At 64.8% G+C, this 14,315-nt stretch carries 14 protein-coding genes and 1 tRNA gene; 3 read left to right on the plus strand and 12 right to left on the minus strand.

All coding sequences use genetic code 11. The features are described from left to right. Nucleotides 1-99: 99 nt before the first annotated feature. The 4 genes from ACJ7C5_RS15010 to ACJ7C5_RS15025 form a co-directional block, all read right to left on the minus strand. Nucleotides 100-1,752, minus strand: a complete 1,653-nt coding sequence (locus ACJ7C5_RS15010; RefSeq protein WP_412704382.1) for a M28 family metallopeptidase — start codon at nt 1,750-1,752, stop codon at nt 100-102. Between the two features lie 105 nt (nt 1,753-1,857). Further along, nucleotides 1,858-2,790, minus strand: coding sequence for an MBL fold metallo-hydrolase (locus tag ACJ7C5_RS15015; protein WP_412704333.1), 933 nt, complete (start codon nt 2,788-2,790; stop codon nt 1,858-1,860). Between the two features lie 240 nt (nt 2,791-3,030). Beyond that, nucleotides 3,031-3,489 (minus strand): hypothetical protein, encoded by a 459-nt coding sequence (locus ACJ7C5_RS15020; protein ID WP_412704334.1) that lies wholly within the window; start codon nt 3,487-3,489, stop codon nt 3,031-3,033. A 7-nt stretch (nt 3,490-3,496) separates the two neighbouring features. Continuing rightward, on the minus strand, nt 3,497-4,789 hold the full coding sequence (locus tag ACJ7C5_RS15025; protein WP_412704335.1) for a tryptophan--tRNA ligase: 1,293 nt from the start codon (nt 4,787-4,789) through the stop codon (nt 3,497-3,499). A 108-nt stretch (nt 4,790-4,897) separates the two neighbouring features. On the opposite strand from ACJ7C5_RS15025, the gene ACJ7C5_RS15030 reads away from it, so the two are divergent. Beyond that, entirely contained in the window at nt 4,898-5,698 is an 801-nt protein-coding gene (locus tag ACJ7C5_RS15030) for a hypothetical protein (protein WP_412704336.1), read from the plus strand. A gap of 74 nt (nt 5,699-5,772) precedes the next feature. Here ACJ7C5_RS15030 and ACJ7C5_RS15035 read toward each other — a convergent pair whose 3' ends face one another. The 3 genes from ACJ7C5_RS15035 to rocF form a co-directional block, all read right to left on the minus strand. Next, nucleotides 5,773-5,994: a CsbD family protein gene (locus ACJ7C5_RS15035; protein ID WP_004137109.1), complete on the minus strand. Its 222-nt coding sequence runs from the start codon at nt 5,992-5,994 to the stop codon at nt 5,773-5,775. 206 nt (nt 5,995-6,200) lie between these two features. Further along, on the minus strand, nt 6,201-6,338 hold the full coding sequence (locus ACJ7C5_RS15040; RefSeq protein WP_008266021.1) for an entericidin A/B family lipoprotein: 138 nt from the start codon (nt 6,336-6,338) through the stop codon (nt 6,201-6,203). Between the two features lie 162 nt (nt 6,339-6,500). Further along, on the minus strand, nt 6,501-7,421 hold the full coding sequence (rocF, locus tag ACJ7C5_RS15045; RefSeq protein WP_094001609.1) for an arginase: 921 nt from the start codon (nt 7,419-7,421) through the stop codon (nt 6,501-6,503). Nucleotides 7,422-7,817: 396 nt separating this feature from the next. On the opposite strand from rocF, the gene ACJ7C5_RS15050 reads away from it, so the two are divergent. Then, a complete protein-coding gene (locus ACJ7C5_RS15050; protein ID WP_412704337.1) occupies nt 7,818-8,693 on the plus strand; it encodes a hypothetical protein in 876 nt (291 codons plus the stop codon). Nucleotides 8,694-9,382: 689 nt separating this feature from the next. On the opposite strand, the gene ACJ7C5_RS15055 is transcribed toward ACJ7C5_RS15050, so the two are convergent. Then, a complete protein-coding gene (locus ACJ7C5_RS15055; protein ID WP_412704338.1) occupies nt 9,383-10,147 on the minus strand; it encodes a DUF3011 domain-containing protein in 765 nt (254 codons plus the stop codon). 593 nt (nt 10,148-10,740) lie between these two features. Between ACJ7C5_RS15055 and ACJ7C5_RS15060 the strand changes: the two genes are divergently transcribed. Further along, nucleotides 10,741-11,145: a hypothetical protein gene (locus ACJ7C5_RS15060; protein ID WP_412704339.1), complete on the plus strand. Its 405-nt coding sequence runs from the start codon at nt 10,741-10,743 to the stop codon at nt 11,143-11,145. 62 nt (nt 11,146-11,207) lie between these two features. Here the strand turns inward: ACJ7C5_RS15060 and ACJ7C5_RS15065 are convergent, their stop codons facing one another. From ACJ7C5_RS15065 to ACJ7C5_RS15080, 4 genes are all read right to left on the minus strand, one after another. Further along, nucleotides 11,208-12,047, minus strand: coding sequence for a hypothetical protein (locus ACJ7C5_RS15065; RefSeq protein ID WP_412704340.1), 840 nt, complete (start codon nt 12,045-12,047; stop codon nt 11,208-11,210). 631 nt (nt 12,048-12,678) lie between these two features. Then, nucleotides 12,679-13,110 carry a hypothetical protein gene (locus ACJ7C5_RS15070; protein ID WP_412704341.1) on the minus strand — a complete coding sequence of 144 codons (432 nt, stop codon included), beginning with the start codon at nt 13,108-13,110 and terminating at the stop codon, nt 12,679-12,681. Between the two features lie 236 nt (nt 13,111-13,346). Further along, nucleotides 13,347-13,422, minus strand: a tRNA-Thr gene (locus ACJ7C5_RS15075). A gap of 40 nt (nt 13,423-13,462) precedes the next feature. Then, a complete protein-coding gene (locus ACJ7C5_RS15080) occupies nt 13,463-14,311 on the minus strand; it encodes an SPOR domain-containing protein (protein ID WP_412704342.1) in 849 nt (282 codons plus the stop codon). Nucleotides 14,312-14,315: the final 4 nt, after the last annotated feature.

Genomic DNA, 14,315 nt, shown 5'->3' on the forward strand with positions numbered 1-14,315 from the left:
GCTGTGGCGACCGCGCGGGTCGGGCGGGCCGCTGGCGGGCAACTCATTATTCTTTCCGAAGGTTCATGAGGTTGCCGGCCAGCGGCCGGCACTACCCCATCAGCGGCGGGCCGCTTCGCTCTTGTCGCGCGCGCCGCGGAACTCCGATTCCTTTTCCCACGTCGGCCAGCGGCGGCTGTTGGCCAGCTCGGCGCCCAGGTCGTAGACCAGCAGGGTGTCGGCGGCATGGCCGCTCGGGTCCCAGCTCGGGGTCCAGGCATCGCAGGCCTGGTGGTAGCAGTCAGCGAAGTACTTCTCGCGCAGCGCGCGGCCGGCTTCAACGCCGCCGTCCAGCTTGTCCAGCCCCGGGCCGATGGTGATCGCCGGCACGCCCAGGCGGGCGAAGGCGAAGTGGTCGGCACGGTAGAAGAAGCCGGCTTCCAGGTTCGGGTCCGGGCTGTAGCTGCGGCCGCGGGCCTTGGCCACGCGTTCCAGGTCACCTTCCAGCGACACCCGGCCCTTGCCCCACGACGCGATGTCACGGGTCGGGCCATCCGGGCTGAACATTTCGATGTTCAGCACTGCAGCGGTCTTGTCCAGCGGCGCCAGCGGGTGCGCGGCGTAGTAGCTGGCACCCAGCAGGCCCTTCTCTTCGGCGGTCAGCGCCACGAAGTACAGCGTGCGCTGCGGCTGCGGGCCGGCGGCGAACACGCGGCCCAGTTCCAGCACGGTGGCCACACCGGTGGCGTTGTCGATCGCGCCGCGGCGGATGCGGTCACCCTTGGCGTCGGGCTGGCCGATACCGAAGGCATCCCAGTGCGCGGAGAAGATCACCGCCTCGTCGCCATGCTCGCCACCGGGCAGCTTGGCCACCACGTTGCGGGTCACCACCTGCTCGCGCTTGAGCGCGAAATCCACGCTCAGCTTTGCATTGTCCAGCGCCACCGGGCGGAAGTCGGCGCGCATCGCCTTGCGCTTCTCGGCATCGAAGTCGAGGCCGGCGTCGGCGAAGATCGCCTCGGCCAGCTCGCGCTGCATCCAGCCACGCAGCGGGGTGTGCTGGGCCATCGCCTCGGCCTGGCCGCGCTCGATGTCGAACAGTGGCGAAGTACCCGAGCTCTTCACCGTGGCCCAGCCGTATGCAGCCGGCGCGGTCTCGTGCACGATCAGCACGCCCTCGGCGCCACGGCGTGCGGCTTCCTCGAACTTGTAGGTCCAGCGGCCGTAGTAGGTCACCGCCTTGCCGTCGAACGCGCCCGGCGCATCGGCTTCGAAATCGGCGTCGTTGATCAGCACCACGGCGATCTTGCCGTGCAGGTCCACGTCCTTGTAGTCGTTCCACTGGCGCTCCGGCGCGTCGATGCCGTAGCCGACGAACACCAGCGGCGCATCCTTGATCTGCACGCGCTTGCGCGGCTGCAGGCTCTGCAGGGTCACGTCCACGCCATTGGCCAGCGCACGCTTGCCCTGCTTCAGCGACAGGCTGGCCTTGGCCGCGCCCTCCAGCTGCGCGCGCACCAGCGGCACCGGCTGCACCCAGCTGCCGTCCACGCCGCCCGGCTGCAGGCCATAGCTGCGGAACTGCTCGATCAGGTACTGCACCGTGCGCTCTTCGCCTTCGGTGGCCGGCGCGCGGCCCTCGAATTCATCCGACGCCAGCACGCGCACATGGCGCGACAGTGCCTGCGGATCGATGCCGCCACCCGGCAGGTCGTTGGCCGCATGGGCCAGGCCACCGACGAACAGGCAGGACGACAGCAGCAACACGCGCATCGGATTCACGGCAATACCACGGCTAGCTTGGAAGTCACCAGAGTGTAACGTGGTCGTGACATCGCGGCGCAGCCTGGGCCAACGTCATCCACGCATGGCGTGGATCTACTTGCTGATGCGATCCAGCCAGCACGCCAGGCCTTGGGCGTTGAGTTCGATGTCCATCGCCAGAACAGCGGTCACCGCGGCATCGTCCAGCGCACAGCCATGCAGTTGTGCACGTTCCAGGTACAGCGCCTGCAGTGCGGCCAGCAGGCAGCGGTGGCGGTCCGGTCGCCCGTCGCACTGGCGGCCGATGGCAGCCATTGCATCGATCTGCTCGAACAGGTCGTCGGCCAGTTTCTCCACCTGTTCCACACGACCGTAGTGGGTCAGGTACATCGCCTGCGGGCCGTAGCCCAGCATGCGCCGGATCGAGGCCTTCATCGCTTCCGGGTCGAACTGCACCGGCGAGGAGGTCGGGAAGATGAAAGCGCCCTGCGCACTGTCCAGCTCGCGGTAGGAGATGCCGAACGTATCGCCGGTGAACCAGCTGCGGCTGCGCGCATCCCACACGCAGTAGTGGTGCAGCGCGTGGCCCGGGGTATGCAGCAGCACCAGCTCGCGGCCGGCCAGGTCGATGCGGTGGCCGTCTTCGGCCACCACCACACGGTGCTCCGGAATCGCCTCGATGCGGCCATAGCTGCGCGCGATCTCTTCGGCGCCGTATACCGCCGTGGCGCCAGCGATCAGCCGGGTCGGGTCGATCATGTGCGGTGCACCGCGCGGGTGCAGCACCGCCTTCGCATTCGGCAGCTGCTGCATCAGCAGGCCAGCGCCACCGGCGTGGTCCAGGTGCACGTGGGTGAGCAGCAGCCAGTCCACTGCCTCCACGCCCAGGCTGGCATCCGCCAGCGCCTGCAGCATGGCCGGCACCGACAGGCCGGTGCCGCAGTCGACGAACGCGGCGCGGCCGTTTTCAACGATCAGGTAAGCCGCATCGAAATCCGGGCGCTGGAAGCCGGTATCGATGGTGTGGATGCTGGGGTCGGCGGTCATCGGCACGCACCTGGCAGGATCGGGAACAGACCCCCATGGTAGGCGCGCAGGCGGCCCGGGTTCGATGCGGCTTTGGTCGGAGGGCGCATGGCTTTGGCCGGATGGTGGCCTGGTAGAGTCGACTGTTAGTCGACTTGCGGGCGCAGCGCGGGTATTTCTCCACGTCTGACGGGAAAGCAGTCGACTAACAGTCGACTCTACCAGGAGCACGTTCAGCGGTGGCCATCATCACCGCCAGGTTCAGCGCAATGCGAACCGCGGCCGCAGCAGCAGGGCCAACACCAGCACCGCCAGGAACGCGCCGTAGGCGTACAGCACCGCCAGCACCTGCGGCCAGATCGGGCCAGCGCCGGGCTGCACCACGCCGATGCGGTAGCCCCACAGCATCGACACGATGCTCAGCGCAAATGCGAGCACCAGGGTGGTGCTGTCGAACAGGCGCCGCCGCGCGGTGCGCGGCTGGCGCGGGAACAGCCAGTACAGGCTGCCCAGCAGCAGGAACCAGGGCAGGAACAGCAGCAGCGACAACCAGGCCATCGCAGACTCCATGTCATCGCGCCGGCGGCGCGCGGACATCATGCCATGACCTTCGTTCTCGGGTAGTGCCGGCCGCTGGCCGGCATTTCCCATGCAAATGCCGTGGTAGTGCCGGCCGCTGGCCGGCATCCACCCTTCAACGGCGCCGACCAAGGTCGGCATCTACCGATCAGTCGGCGCGCAGCACGGCCAGGGCGGCCAGCACCGCGTCCACTTCGGCGTCCAGCTTGAACAGCTCGCTCTGCAGCTGGTCACCCTGCTCGGCCTGCTTGATCACCGCGATCAGCTGGCCCGCATCGCGCGGCGAATCGAAGCCTTCGCTCTGGATCAGCAGCGTGCCGTCACCGGCGGTCAGCTTGAAGTAGAAGCGGCCATCCTTTTCACGGTACTGCTTGAACAGCGGCGGTGCCACGCGGGCCACGCCGGCGTCCTCGCTGGCGATGTCGCCCGCAGTGGACAGGTCACGCAGACCCACCGCATGGCGCAGCTCGTCCAGCAGCGGTGCCGCCAGCTGCTCGCGCAGCTGCTGGCCACGGCGCTTGAGCAGCGCTTCGATCTTCTCCGGCTCGGCCATCAGCGCGTTGTAGCGCTCGCGCAGCGGCGACAGCTCGCTGTCGATGCGCTCGAACAGCTGCTGCTTGGCATCGCCCCAGCTGATGCCCGCAGCGAACGCCTTGGCGAATTCCGCGGTCTGTTCCGGCGTGGCGAACGCCTGGTACATCTGGAACAGCGCCGAGCCCTCGGTATCCTTCGGCTCGCCCGGCGCGCGCGAGTCGGTCAGGATCGAGAACACCAGCTTCTTCAGCTCCTCGCGCGGCACGAACAGCGGAATGGTGTTGTGGTAGCTCTTGCTCATCTTGCGGCCATCCAGGCCCGCCAGCGTCGCCACCTGCTCGTCGATCACCACGTCCGGCAGCGGGAAGTACTCCTTGCCGTACACGTGGTTGAAGCGCTGGGCGAAATCGCGCGCCATCTCGATGTGCTGGATCTGGTCGCGGCCCACCGGTACCTGGTTGGCCTTGAAGATGAGGATGTCGGCGGCCATCAGCACCGGGTACATGAACAGGCCGGCGCTGACGCCTGCGTCCTCGTCCACGCCTTCCTCGCGGTTCTTGTCCACCGCCGCCTTGTAGGCGTGCGCGCGGTTGAGGATGCCCTTGCTGGCGATGGCGGTCAGGAACCACATCAACTCGGTGGTCTCGCGGATGTCGCTCTGGCGGTAGAACCACACGTGTTCCGGGTCCAAGCCGCAGGCCAGCCAGCTGGCCGCGATCTCCAGGGTCGCGCGCTGGGTGCGCTGCGGGTCCTGGGACTTGATCAGGCTGTGCAGGTCGGCCAGGAAGAAGAAGCTCTCGATCCCCGGCGCGCGGCTGGCCGCGATGGCCGGACGGATGGCGCCAACGTAGTTGCCCAGGTGGGGCGTGCCGGAGGGGGTGATGCCGGTAAGGACTCGGGTCGTCATGACTGCGTGGGGTAACCTTCGATGAACGGGGCCAGTTTACCTTGCACGCCACCAACCCCGTCAGGGCCTGCGGCGCGTTCATTCACGCAACCCCGCTGGAGACGCCCGATGAAACGCCTGCTGCCCCTGCTGCTGATCCTGCCCCTGGCCGGCTTCCGCCCCGCCCCGATGCCACCGCCGGTGTACGAGGGCGGCCCCGTGCGCATGGCCCTGGTCGACCGCGACCGCGGTACCGAACTGCGCAGCTACCCCGCCGAGGGCCAGCGCTGGGTGGCTGGTGAGCGCGGCCACCGCTACGCGGTGCGCCTGTACAACGACAGCCCGCGCCGGGTGCTGGTGGTGCTGTCGGTGGACGGCGTCAACGCCATCTCCGGCGAGGATGCCGATCCCTCACAGACCGGCTACGTGCTCAACCCCGGCCAGCGCGCCGACATCACCGGCTGGCGCAAGAGCCAGGATGAAGTGGCGCAGTTCGTGTTCAGCAGCCCCAGCGGCAGCTATGCCAGCCGCACCGGCCGCCCGGACAACATCGGTGTGGTCGGCGTGGCGGTGTTCGAGGAAGCGCGTCGCTGGCGTCCGGAACCGATCCTGCGCCGTGGCCTGCCGCTGCCAGCCCCGGCGGCAGAAGCGGCGGCCGATGCCAGCGCCAGCAACAGCCGCATCGAGGGCTACGCCAGCAAGTCGCAGGCGCCAGCGCTGGGCACCGGCCACGGCGCACGCGAACAGTCCTCTGTACGCGATACCGACTTCGAACGCGCCAGCCGCAGCCCGGCGCAGGTGCTGCAGCTGCGCTACGACAGCGCCCGCAATCTGCGCGCACGCGGCATCCTGGTGGATTCGCCCTCACGCCTGCCGCGCGAACCGCAGGCCTTCCCCAACCGTTACGTGCCGGACCCGCCGGTACGCTGATCCTCCCACCCAGACAACACAACGCCCGCAACCTCTCGGTGCGGGCGTTGTGCTGTGGGGGAAAACCGTAGCGCTTACTTGTAGTCCGGGTAGTCCTTGCTCACGCTGTCCTGGAACTCACGGACTTCCTTCTCAGCGCGGTCCTTGGCCCAGCCATAACGTTCCTGCAGGCGACCGGCCAGATACTCGGCATTGCCTTCGGCCACATCGAAGTCGTCGTTGGTCAGATCGCCCCACTTGGCCTGAGCCTTGCCCTTCAGCTGCGACCACTTGCCGGAAATGATGTCTTTGTTCATTGCTGGGAGTCCTTGGTTGCAACGGCGTTCTTACCGTGGCTCCAGCTTCGCGCAGCGGCCGTTGAGCAGCAGTCAACCGCCCATGAAAGCGCTGCTCACCTGCTTGAATGGTTCACTCCGCTTGCACAGGCCTGCAGCAGAACGCGCGCACAAAAAAAGGCCGGGGAAACCCCCGGCCCTTCTTCTCTTTCCGTTCCGTGCAGGGCTCAACGGCCCTTCGCGGTGTCCTCGACCTTTTCGCCCGCCTTCTGCACGTCCTTGCCGGCACCGGCAATGGTGTTGCAACCGGCCAGCAGGGCCACCGAGAACATCGACAACAGCATCAGGGCAACTACGCGCTTCATGGGCTTCTCCTTGGGTTTGCCGCTACACCGCTTCATTCGCGGATGGGATTGTTTCGCTCGGCGGGAGAAGGCCAACGCCCACTACCGCCGCGTGAAGTGCAATCTGGCGGCAGTGGCGTGGAGCGGGTGTGAACGGATCGCCGATCCGTTCAGGCCAGGCGCTCAGTCGCGCATCAGAGTGGACTTGCCAAACAGGCTTTCGACCAGGTCCACGGCCAGTTCGGCGGTGGCATTCTGCTTGTCCAGCAAGGGGTTGAGCTCGACGATGTCCAGCGACCCCATGCGCCCGGTGTCGGCGATCATTTCCATCACCAGCTGCGCCTCACGGTAGTTCACACCGCCCGGCACGGTGGTGCCCACGCCCGGCGCGATGCTCGGGTCGAGGAAATCCACATCGAAGCTGACATGCAGATGGGTGTTCTCGTCGATGCCTGCCAGCGCTGCTTCCACGGTGCGCTTCATGCCGTTCTCGTCGATGTAGCGCATGTCATAGACATCCACCTTGTGGGTCTTGATCAGGCGCTTCTCGTCCGGGTCCACCGAACGGATGCCGATCTGGTGCATCTGCGCCGGGGTGATCGCCGGCACGGTGCCACCGAGGCGGGTCAGCGCGTCCGGGCCGAGGCCGCACAGGCAGGCCACCGGCATGCCGTGGATGTTGCCCGACGGGGTCACGTCGCTGGTGTTGAAATCCGAATGCGCATCCAGCCACAGCACGCGCAGGGTCTTGCCCTGCTCGCGGCACCAGCGCGCCACCGCAGTGATCGAACCGATGCCCAGGCAGTGGTCGCCGCCGAGCATGATCGGCATGCGGCCGGCCTGCAGTTCGGCGTAGCTGGCTTCCATCAGCGCATGGTTCCACGCCACCACTTCATCCAGGTGACGGTAGCCTTCCACCGGCGCGGTCCACGGGTTGCGCGGGCCATCCAGGTTGCCCAGGTCGCGCACGTCCACGCCGCGCGCCTCCAGCGCCTCCGGCAGGCCCGCCACGCGCAGCGCTTCCGGCCCCAGCCGTGCACCGCGATGGCCCGCACCCACATCGGTGGGAACGCCAATCAGGGATACGGAGATGGGATGGGCCATGGGTGCCTCCTGCGGTGGGGAAAAAGAAGCACAGTCTAGCCAGAGCTGTGTGACACCACTCGCGGCGGTGCAGCAGGATGGGGGCGGCCCCTGCCGTGTAGGGCTTGCCCGGCCTGATGCGTAGGAAGAGACCATAGGCGTGATGAGCATCACGGTGGCGACGGATTCGGCTCTACACACATCCAGCAATGCCTGCGATCGTTCCCCTCGCCATGACACGCGGCAAAGGCTTCTCCGTTGAACCGCATGGAACACGCACCCGCCGCGTCGTCGCTCACTGGGTGACTGACTCCGCCATCTGTGCGTCATGACGTCTGCGTGGGACATGGAACAGGAACGATCAAACGAACACGGTCTGCCGGAACATTCAATCGACCCCGGCCGGAGAGCACTCCATTGGCGAGCAAACACCTCTACATCGCAGTGGCAGCCGCCACATCCATCGCAATCGTCGCGTTCGCAATTGCCTACCCGCCGAACAGCGAGGTCTCATCGAAGGGCGAAGTTGAACACGAAGCCCCGGTACCCGCTCTCCCCTTCCAGCGGAACGGCAGCGAGGGCCCTGGCCACAATACTGCAGCGTCACAGATTCCATTGGGGCGCAAGGCGTTCCGGATTGAGATGACGCAACCCGATTTCAACGGCGATGCCGTGGATTTCATCGACGCACAGTTGTCGAACTCGAAAGCGGGAGATGGGCACGCCAGCTATCAGATACATTCGCGGGTTTCCAGCTGCAAGCAAGCGCTCGACCCTGGCGATGACGAAGAGTACAGAGCGTATGCGTCAATCGGCCTCGGCGAGGGATTCTCCAGACGAGTTGAACGGGAAATAGAGGACTGCCGGGGCCTGACCGCGAGAAAGGACATCCTGGATGTGAACTGGCTCGCATTGGCAGCCGCGCAGGGATCGATCGAAGGGCGGCTCGTTTACGCACAGAACCCGCGCGCGGTCATTGGCACTTTGGGTGACGTTCTCTCAGACCCTGAAAGGTTGGTCGAGTATCGCCAGAACGCAGTGAGCTACCTGGAGGACTCTGCGTCGCGCGGCAACGTCGATTCCATTGAAGCCCTCGCGAACATCTACGCGAGAGGAATCATCGCCGGGAGATCCACAGAGAAGAGCCTCGCCTACTGGATGGCCCTGCATCGAGCAAACCCTACTGAATACTCGACGGAATCCGTAAACAGGTTGTCCACGGGCATGGACGCAGACCAATTTGCCCGCTCGCAGAACCTATCCAATGCGATCTACCAGTCATGCTGCGAATGACTGGTCGCGCTCAGAATCCATCAACGGGTGGTACCGAAGTGAACAAAGTAAAGATCATGCTGGTGATGCTTGCGACCATCGTGGTACTGGGTGCAATGCTGCCACTCGCCTTCGCGAACTGGCCATTCGGCTGGTCATCCAACGTATACGGCCCGGTTTCCTGCTCCGACTGTGGCGGACAGACTCCCATCCCGGACGTCGCTACAAAGGCGTTCCTGGTGAGGTATACACAAGTAACAAACAAGAAAAACCATGGGACCTTTGAGCATTCAATTCAACCTGGCTCCAAGATCATCGTGTGCACCCGTTCGTACTGTGTGACCTACCAGATGACAGACAGTCGCGACTGGAATGGAACTTCGCGTGAGTCCATCACTAGCCCACCACCGGCAGCGGGTGGTACCGGGTCAGGTGGCGGATCAGGTGCCGGTCAAGGCGGTGGCGGTCGTGGTGGCGCACCGGTCAGTGGCGGCTGTCATGGAAACTGCGGCGGTGGCAGCGGCAACGTCACTGTTGGCCCACTCAATCCCCCAAAGAGCAAGAACCCGACCCATAAGAACTGAATCTCGACACCGACGCAGTGGTCCAGACACAAGGTTCATCCACCCAAGCGGGCGATCGCTCACTGCTGCGCAACCCTCGCCAAGGGCGCAAGGTTCTGGTTTCAGCAGTTTGCTGAGGCGTGCCGGTCAATGGCGGCGAACCGGCGTCACGCTCTGTACCTGGCCGTTGTTGCGCGTCATGCACAGGAAGCGGCCCTCGGGATAATCGATGATCAGCTCCTGGTATTCGTTGCCCACCGGCATCTGGGTGACCAGTGCGCCCTGCGCGCCCTTGCGCATGTTGCAGGCGCCCAATGCGGTATCGCCTGCCGGCGCGGGGGTAGTCACCGAGGACACATTGCGGAACACCGCGCGGCACCCGCCATTGACCCACACCGAATGCCGCGACAGGCCCCAGTTCTGACCTTGTTCGCAACGGGTGTGGCTGAGCTGGCGCACGATTTCCACGTTGCCGCGGGTGTTCAAGTCGCATGACACCTGTTGCTGGCCGGTGGATTCACAAGTGATCTCGCGCGGCAGCGCGGCATCCCCGGCGGCAGCGTCGCGAGGGCCTGCGTTGTCTGCGGCGGACGCGGGCGTGCCTGTGGTGCTGACCTGGCAGATGCCATTGGCACCGCCTCGGCCGGTGTAGCTGATCTGCGGTGTGCCTTCATCGTTGGGGCTGATCGACAGGGTGATGCCGCTGTTGGCATCGCGTGCTTCGAAATAGCGGTCGTTGAAGCGCTTTAGCGTGGCCTCGCGGCCCTGCACGTAGACCGGCCCGCCATCGTCGGCGTGCACATCGATGCCGCTCGGGCAGCTGGCGTTGAAGAACCGTACCGCCGCCATGGCCGGCGCCACGAAGGCGGTGGACAACAGTGCGACGGTGAGCGGCAGGGCATGGCGACGCATGTGCTTATCCCGAAAGGGCCCAGGGTGGGCTTGTAGCGGCAGTATGCGGTAGGGCGCTGCGGGCTGTCCGCGAGGAATATCAAGATCCGCGTGGCGCGCGTGGGGATTCATGTCTGATAGGGTGTTCTTGGAGCTTTGCCGGGACGGTTAAGCCGGCTGTACTTTCTGGGCCATGAAGGGTTGTGCGACAGCAAGACGCACCAGGATTCGTCGTTGGTTGCAGCTAGGCGCGATATGTCGCTTCTGGCATTGCGATGCCCGAAACGGGTCAAACGCGATAATTCATTTTTACTTTCAGATCTCCCGATGCCATCGAAACAAACGACTGGCGGGCGGTGATTTCACGTGCGCATGATGAATCGCCACCTGCAAAGGTGGTCGGGACTTCCAAGCCCGTGTTGTCAACGATGTATACGCTTGCCAGCCGGCGTCGTCCTCCCAAGTACGGCGCCGGCTGGCAATCCGTTAGCCGATCGACGGCGGGCGGTGCGTGGGGGCCTCGTGCCCGCCGATTCGTTGACCCGGTCTTGGAAGCCACGCATCGCCCGCCACCCTCTTCGGGTGGCACCTCTGTTCCCGACGAGGATGCCCGCATGCCCAAGACCCACCACCCGTACCTGACCGCCACCCTGGGCGAGGCCGCGCTGCGCCTGCCACCTGAACTGGCGCAGCCGTTGGAAGCCGCTTTCGCCGCCGCCAATGAGGCGCCCGCGCCCATCAACCTGCCCGGCTGCCTGCAGCGCATCCAGGCCGGGGACGCCGCCGATGGACAGCCGTGGCCGGGGCCGGCAGGCACACCTGGTGAAGCGGTGGCTGCCGCTCGCAGGGATCGCGCCGCGGTTGGCCTGGTGTCGCTGCTGGAGCTGTACCACGCCGCCGAGCGCGTGCGCGTGGACGGGGAAGAGAAGGACGATATCGGCGACGGTGTGCGCGAGGGGCTGATGCTGGCTTGCCGCGGGCTGACGGAGTATGTGGCGTTGCAGGTTCGAATGGAGTGAGCCCCTGCATTGCCGCTCGCGCATCTCATTGCGGCTCCCCGCATCAACCCTGAAGTGACCCGCTATTGACGTTGCTGTCCGCTCATTACGTTCTCCACTGCGGACTTCATCAACTTCGGCTCGTCAACAAACAAGGCCAGATAGCGAGGAATCGGCTTGACGGAAAGCAGGCTCAGGTAGGTATCGCGACTCTCCATCTCCAGCACGATGTTAGGTGTGTCCAACGGAGAAACCACCGTCAGGTCCCGGCGATCAATCGCCTTTGATTCCGCCCACGCACCCAGACTCGACTGCAGCAGCGTTACACCCCGTATATCCTGCACGCGAACATCCATGCTGGACCTCCACCCCATCCGCACCAGCAATCTCCTGCTCGATAGTCGATGGGAAGAGTGTCCGACAGCGCGCCGGTCCGCGACCATCCAAATCAATCCGTAGATGGTGAGATAAGCAAGGATGATATGAAGAAGCAGGCTGCTGCCATCCTCGATAAAGCAGTACACCAACAAGTGAGCGATGGGGATCTCTACCAGGGCCAGGAGAAGCATCAGCACAAATGCCCCCTGATAATCCACGGCCTTGGTGAAACCAAACACCTTGTCATCGTCATCAACGGACGAGTTCATCCATGCAAACTTTCCGAGGATCGAGCAATGCACTCGCCATTCAAGCCGCGCCAACGCAATCATCAGCCGACGGATGTCAGCCAAGCAACGTGCGGCAAAGCGGGCGAAGGACAGCCCAGACGCCTGCTTGCGAATCACCACGCCGGTGAACAACAGGATTGCCATCGCCGTGTAGTGTGAGGTCGCATCAATGACTTGCGTGACCCTTGCTCCAAGTAATGCCAGAGCCACCAGAGAGAATCCTATAGGCCAGAATCTAGCGATGCGCTGGAGCATGGGTCAGCGGACCGTACCAACCATCAACCATCCCATGGTCGCTACCCTGCCCTCTTCGATAGTCAATCCCATGACGCGCCCTCTTTGATTGCTCCAACCCGCGGCCTTCGTAGTGCCGAAAGGCCGCTCCTATGCGGCGTGGAATCTCGATGTTGTGCAGAACTCACTCGCGTCTGCCGACAACGCTGTGAAGCTAGTTTTCTTCGCTCGGAAGATCAACATAAAAGAGACGTCATGGATCGAATTACAACTTTCCTCATCCGCTACCGTCGCTTTCGTCGAGCCGATTGGTGGGCCGCAGGGAAACGCGAAATTCCTCATTGAATCCATTTCCCAGATCGACTCCGATGATTCGAAGCTCGATGTACGCCGATCGAATCGGCGCACTACTCTTCCCTTGCTGCGTCACCAGGTTGACTCAACGGCTTGGGACAGAAATCCCGCCGAAAGGCGGCTTTTTCACATTTGCAGGAAGCAAATAGGGAGTGCTGCTACCTGTCTTCGACCCACGCACGGCCTACGATCGAAGCAGACGCACCCCTGTGTGGAGAATCGAAGAGAAGCAGACCGACGCGAACATCGCGCTGGCGATATACAGAAACGATGATCGGAGTGCCTGGAGGGGCACGGACTAACGTTTGCAGTAGAAGGGTTGAACGCGGAACGATAGCGAGCGGACAGGGTCAACTGCGACGATTTCTGCATCACCAAATGCTGCATAGGCAATCGTTGACCGCATGGTCTGGCCTGGCTCCAAGCGAACCTCACCACATCCTCCCGGGCAGTACGCGGTCATGACCGCCTTGGGCTGCAGAAGGCCCGTGGTCATGGTCAGGACTGCCCCTTCGTCCCCCGTCGGAAATGTGCCGTCTTCAGCAGGCCAGTTTTCCTTCATGAGGCACAACGGCGCGGTGGCAGAAGACGTGAGGGCGATGTCGTATCGCTTCTCCTTCGGGTTGTCCACCATGGAGAAACTGAAATCCTGTGGCTCAGCCCATCGGATCGCGCCAGCACAGGCTGTCGTTGCGACGCACAGGAGGATGACTACGGGAAGCCTGCTCATCCAGCTTGCTCCATGATGTGGTCGGGGGCCGTAAAGCCTCGCCGCATGGGCGGCATCCCGAAGACACTCTACTACTCCCCGGCATCTCAACATCTGGTACGGGCGTTAGTGCCGGAGCGGCCCACAATACAGGTAGATGGTCAAACCCGGTCCGGGCCCACATTTGGCAGTTCTCTGGGCCGGCAGCGCGCTGGCTGCTTCCAGAACGTACAGCGCACGGATGCGCCTGCATGAGATGGTGCCGCTTATCCGAATCGAACGGATGACCTACTGTTTACAAGACAGTTGCTCTACCAACTGAGCTAAAGCGGCAAGGGTGGATCACCGGCGGCAGCGCCGCGGTCCGGAGATTCTAGCGCAACCGTGTGCATTCCAGCGACCGGCTCTGTGCCGCCCCGCTGCGCTGCTGGGCCTGGGCCGGCTGCGTGCCCGCCGCCAGCTGCCCTTCCAGCCACCACTGGCCGGCGTCGCCGCTGGCGACGAGGCGCGGCTGGAAGCCCGCGGCCTGCACCGCTGCCATGCGGCGCTCGGCGCCTTCGCGGTTGCGGTACTGGCCCAGCGCCACGGCGTTGATGTCCTGGCCCTGGCTGATGATGTAGTAGTCGCTCAGGCCGGCGGCGACGATGCGCTTCACCGTGGCCTGGGCTTCTTCGCGATTGGCGGCGGCCGGCAGCATCACCCGGAAACGGGCGCTGCCGCTGGCAGCAGGCTGTTCGCGCAGGCGCACCTGACTGATGACGTTGCCGGCCTTGCCTTGCGCGCTGCTCGCGGCGGCGCGGTCGGCGAACGGGCCCAGCGCGATGCAGCGCGGCGGCTCGGCAGCCACGGGCGGGGTTACGGGTTTTTCCGGCGCCGGGGCCGGTGCAGGCGGTGTTACCGGCTTGGCAGCGGCGGCAACCGGCGTAGCCTCAGCCACCTGCGGCTTGGCGACCTCCGGCTGGGCCGGGGCGGCGGGCGCCGGCGTCGCAGCCACAGCCGTCTTCTCCACCGGTTCGCGCTCCATCAGCGGTGCGGTCGGGGCGGCGGCAGTGGCTTCGGCTGCGGCATGGGCATCCACACCACCGGGCACCCAGCGCAGCTCGGCCACACCGGCCGGTTGCGGCGGCGGCGCAGGCGGTTGCGGTGCATCGCGCAGCAGCCACCAGCAGGCGACGCCAAGATTGAGGATTGCCAGTACGACGATCAGGGCACGGGTCAGCATGCGC

Origin of the sequence: Nocardiopsis yanglingensis (genome assembly GCF_045809185.1) — a bacterium.
GTDB classification, from domain to species: Bacteria; Pseudomonadota; Gammaproteobacteria; order Xanthomonadales; family Xanthomonadaceae; genus Stenotrophomonas; species Stenotrophomonas yanglingensis.

Excerpts from the sequence above, each read along its gene's own strand:
- ACJ7C5_RS15035 (WP_004137109.1), bottom strand. The coding sequence starts at position 5,994 with ATGAACAAAGACATCATTTCCGGCAAGTGGTCGCAGCTGAAGGGCAAG.
- rocF (WP_094001609.1), bottom strand. The coding sequence starts at position 7,421 with ATGGCCCATCCCATCTCCGTATCCCTGATTGGCGTTCCCACCGATGTG.
- ACJ7C5_RS15025 (WP_412704335.1), bottom strand. The coding sequence starts at position 4,789 with ATGACGACCCGAGTCCTTACCGGCATCACCCCCTCCGGCACGCCCCAC.
- ACJ7C5_RS15030 (WP_412704336.1), top strand. The coding sequence starts at position 4,898 with ATGAAACGCCTGCTGCCCCTGCTGCTGATCCTGCCCCTGGCCGGCTTC.
- ACJ7C5_RS15055 (WP_412704338.1), bottom strand. The coding sequence starts at position 10,147 with ATGCGTCGCCATGCCCTGCCGCTCACCGTCGCACTGTTGTCCACCGCC.
- ACJ7C5_RS15080 (WP_412704342.1), bottom strand. The coding sequence starts at position 14,311 with ATGCTGACCCGTGCCCTGATCGTCGTACTGGCAATCCTCAATCTTGGC.
- ACJ7C5_RS15060 (WP_412704339.1), top strand. The coding sequence starts at position 10,741 with ATGCCCAAGACCCACCACCCGTACCTGACCGCCACCCTGGGCGAGGCC.
- ACJ7C5_RS15020 (WP_412704334.1), bottom strand. The coding sequence starts at position 3,489 with ATGCCGACCTTGGTCGGCGCCGTTGAAGGGTGGATGCCGGCCAGCGGC.
- ACJ7C5_RS15015 (WP_412704333.1), bottom strand. The coding sequence starts at position 2,790 with ATGACCGCCGACCCCAGCATCCACACCATCGATACCGGCTTCCAGCGC.
- ACJ7C5_RS15065 (WP_412704340.1), bottom strand. The coding sequence starts at position 12,047 with ATGCTCCAGCGCATCGCTAGATTCTGGCCTATAGGATTCTCTCTGGTG.
- ACJ7C5_RS15070 (WP_412704341.1), bottom strand. The coding sequence starts at position 13,110 with ATGAGCAGGCTTCCCGTAGTCATCCTCCTGTGCGTCGCAACGACAGCC.
- ACJ7C5_RS15040 (WP_008266021.1), bottom strand. The coding sequence starts at position 6,338 with ATGAAGCGCGTAGTTGCCCTGATGCTGTTGTCGATGTTCTCGGTGGCC.
- ACJ7C5_RS15010 (WP_412704382.1), bottom strand. The coding sequence starts at position 1,752 with ATGCGCGTGTTGCTGCTGTCGTCCTGCCTGTTCGTCGGTGGCCTGGCC.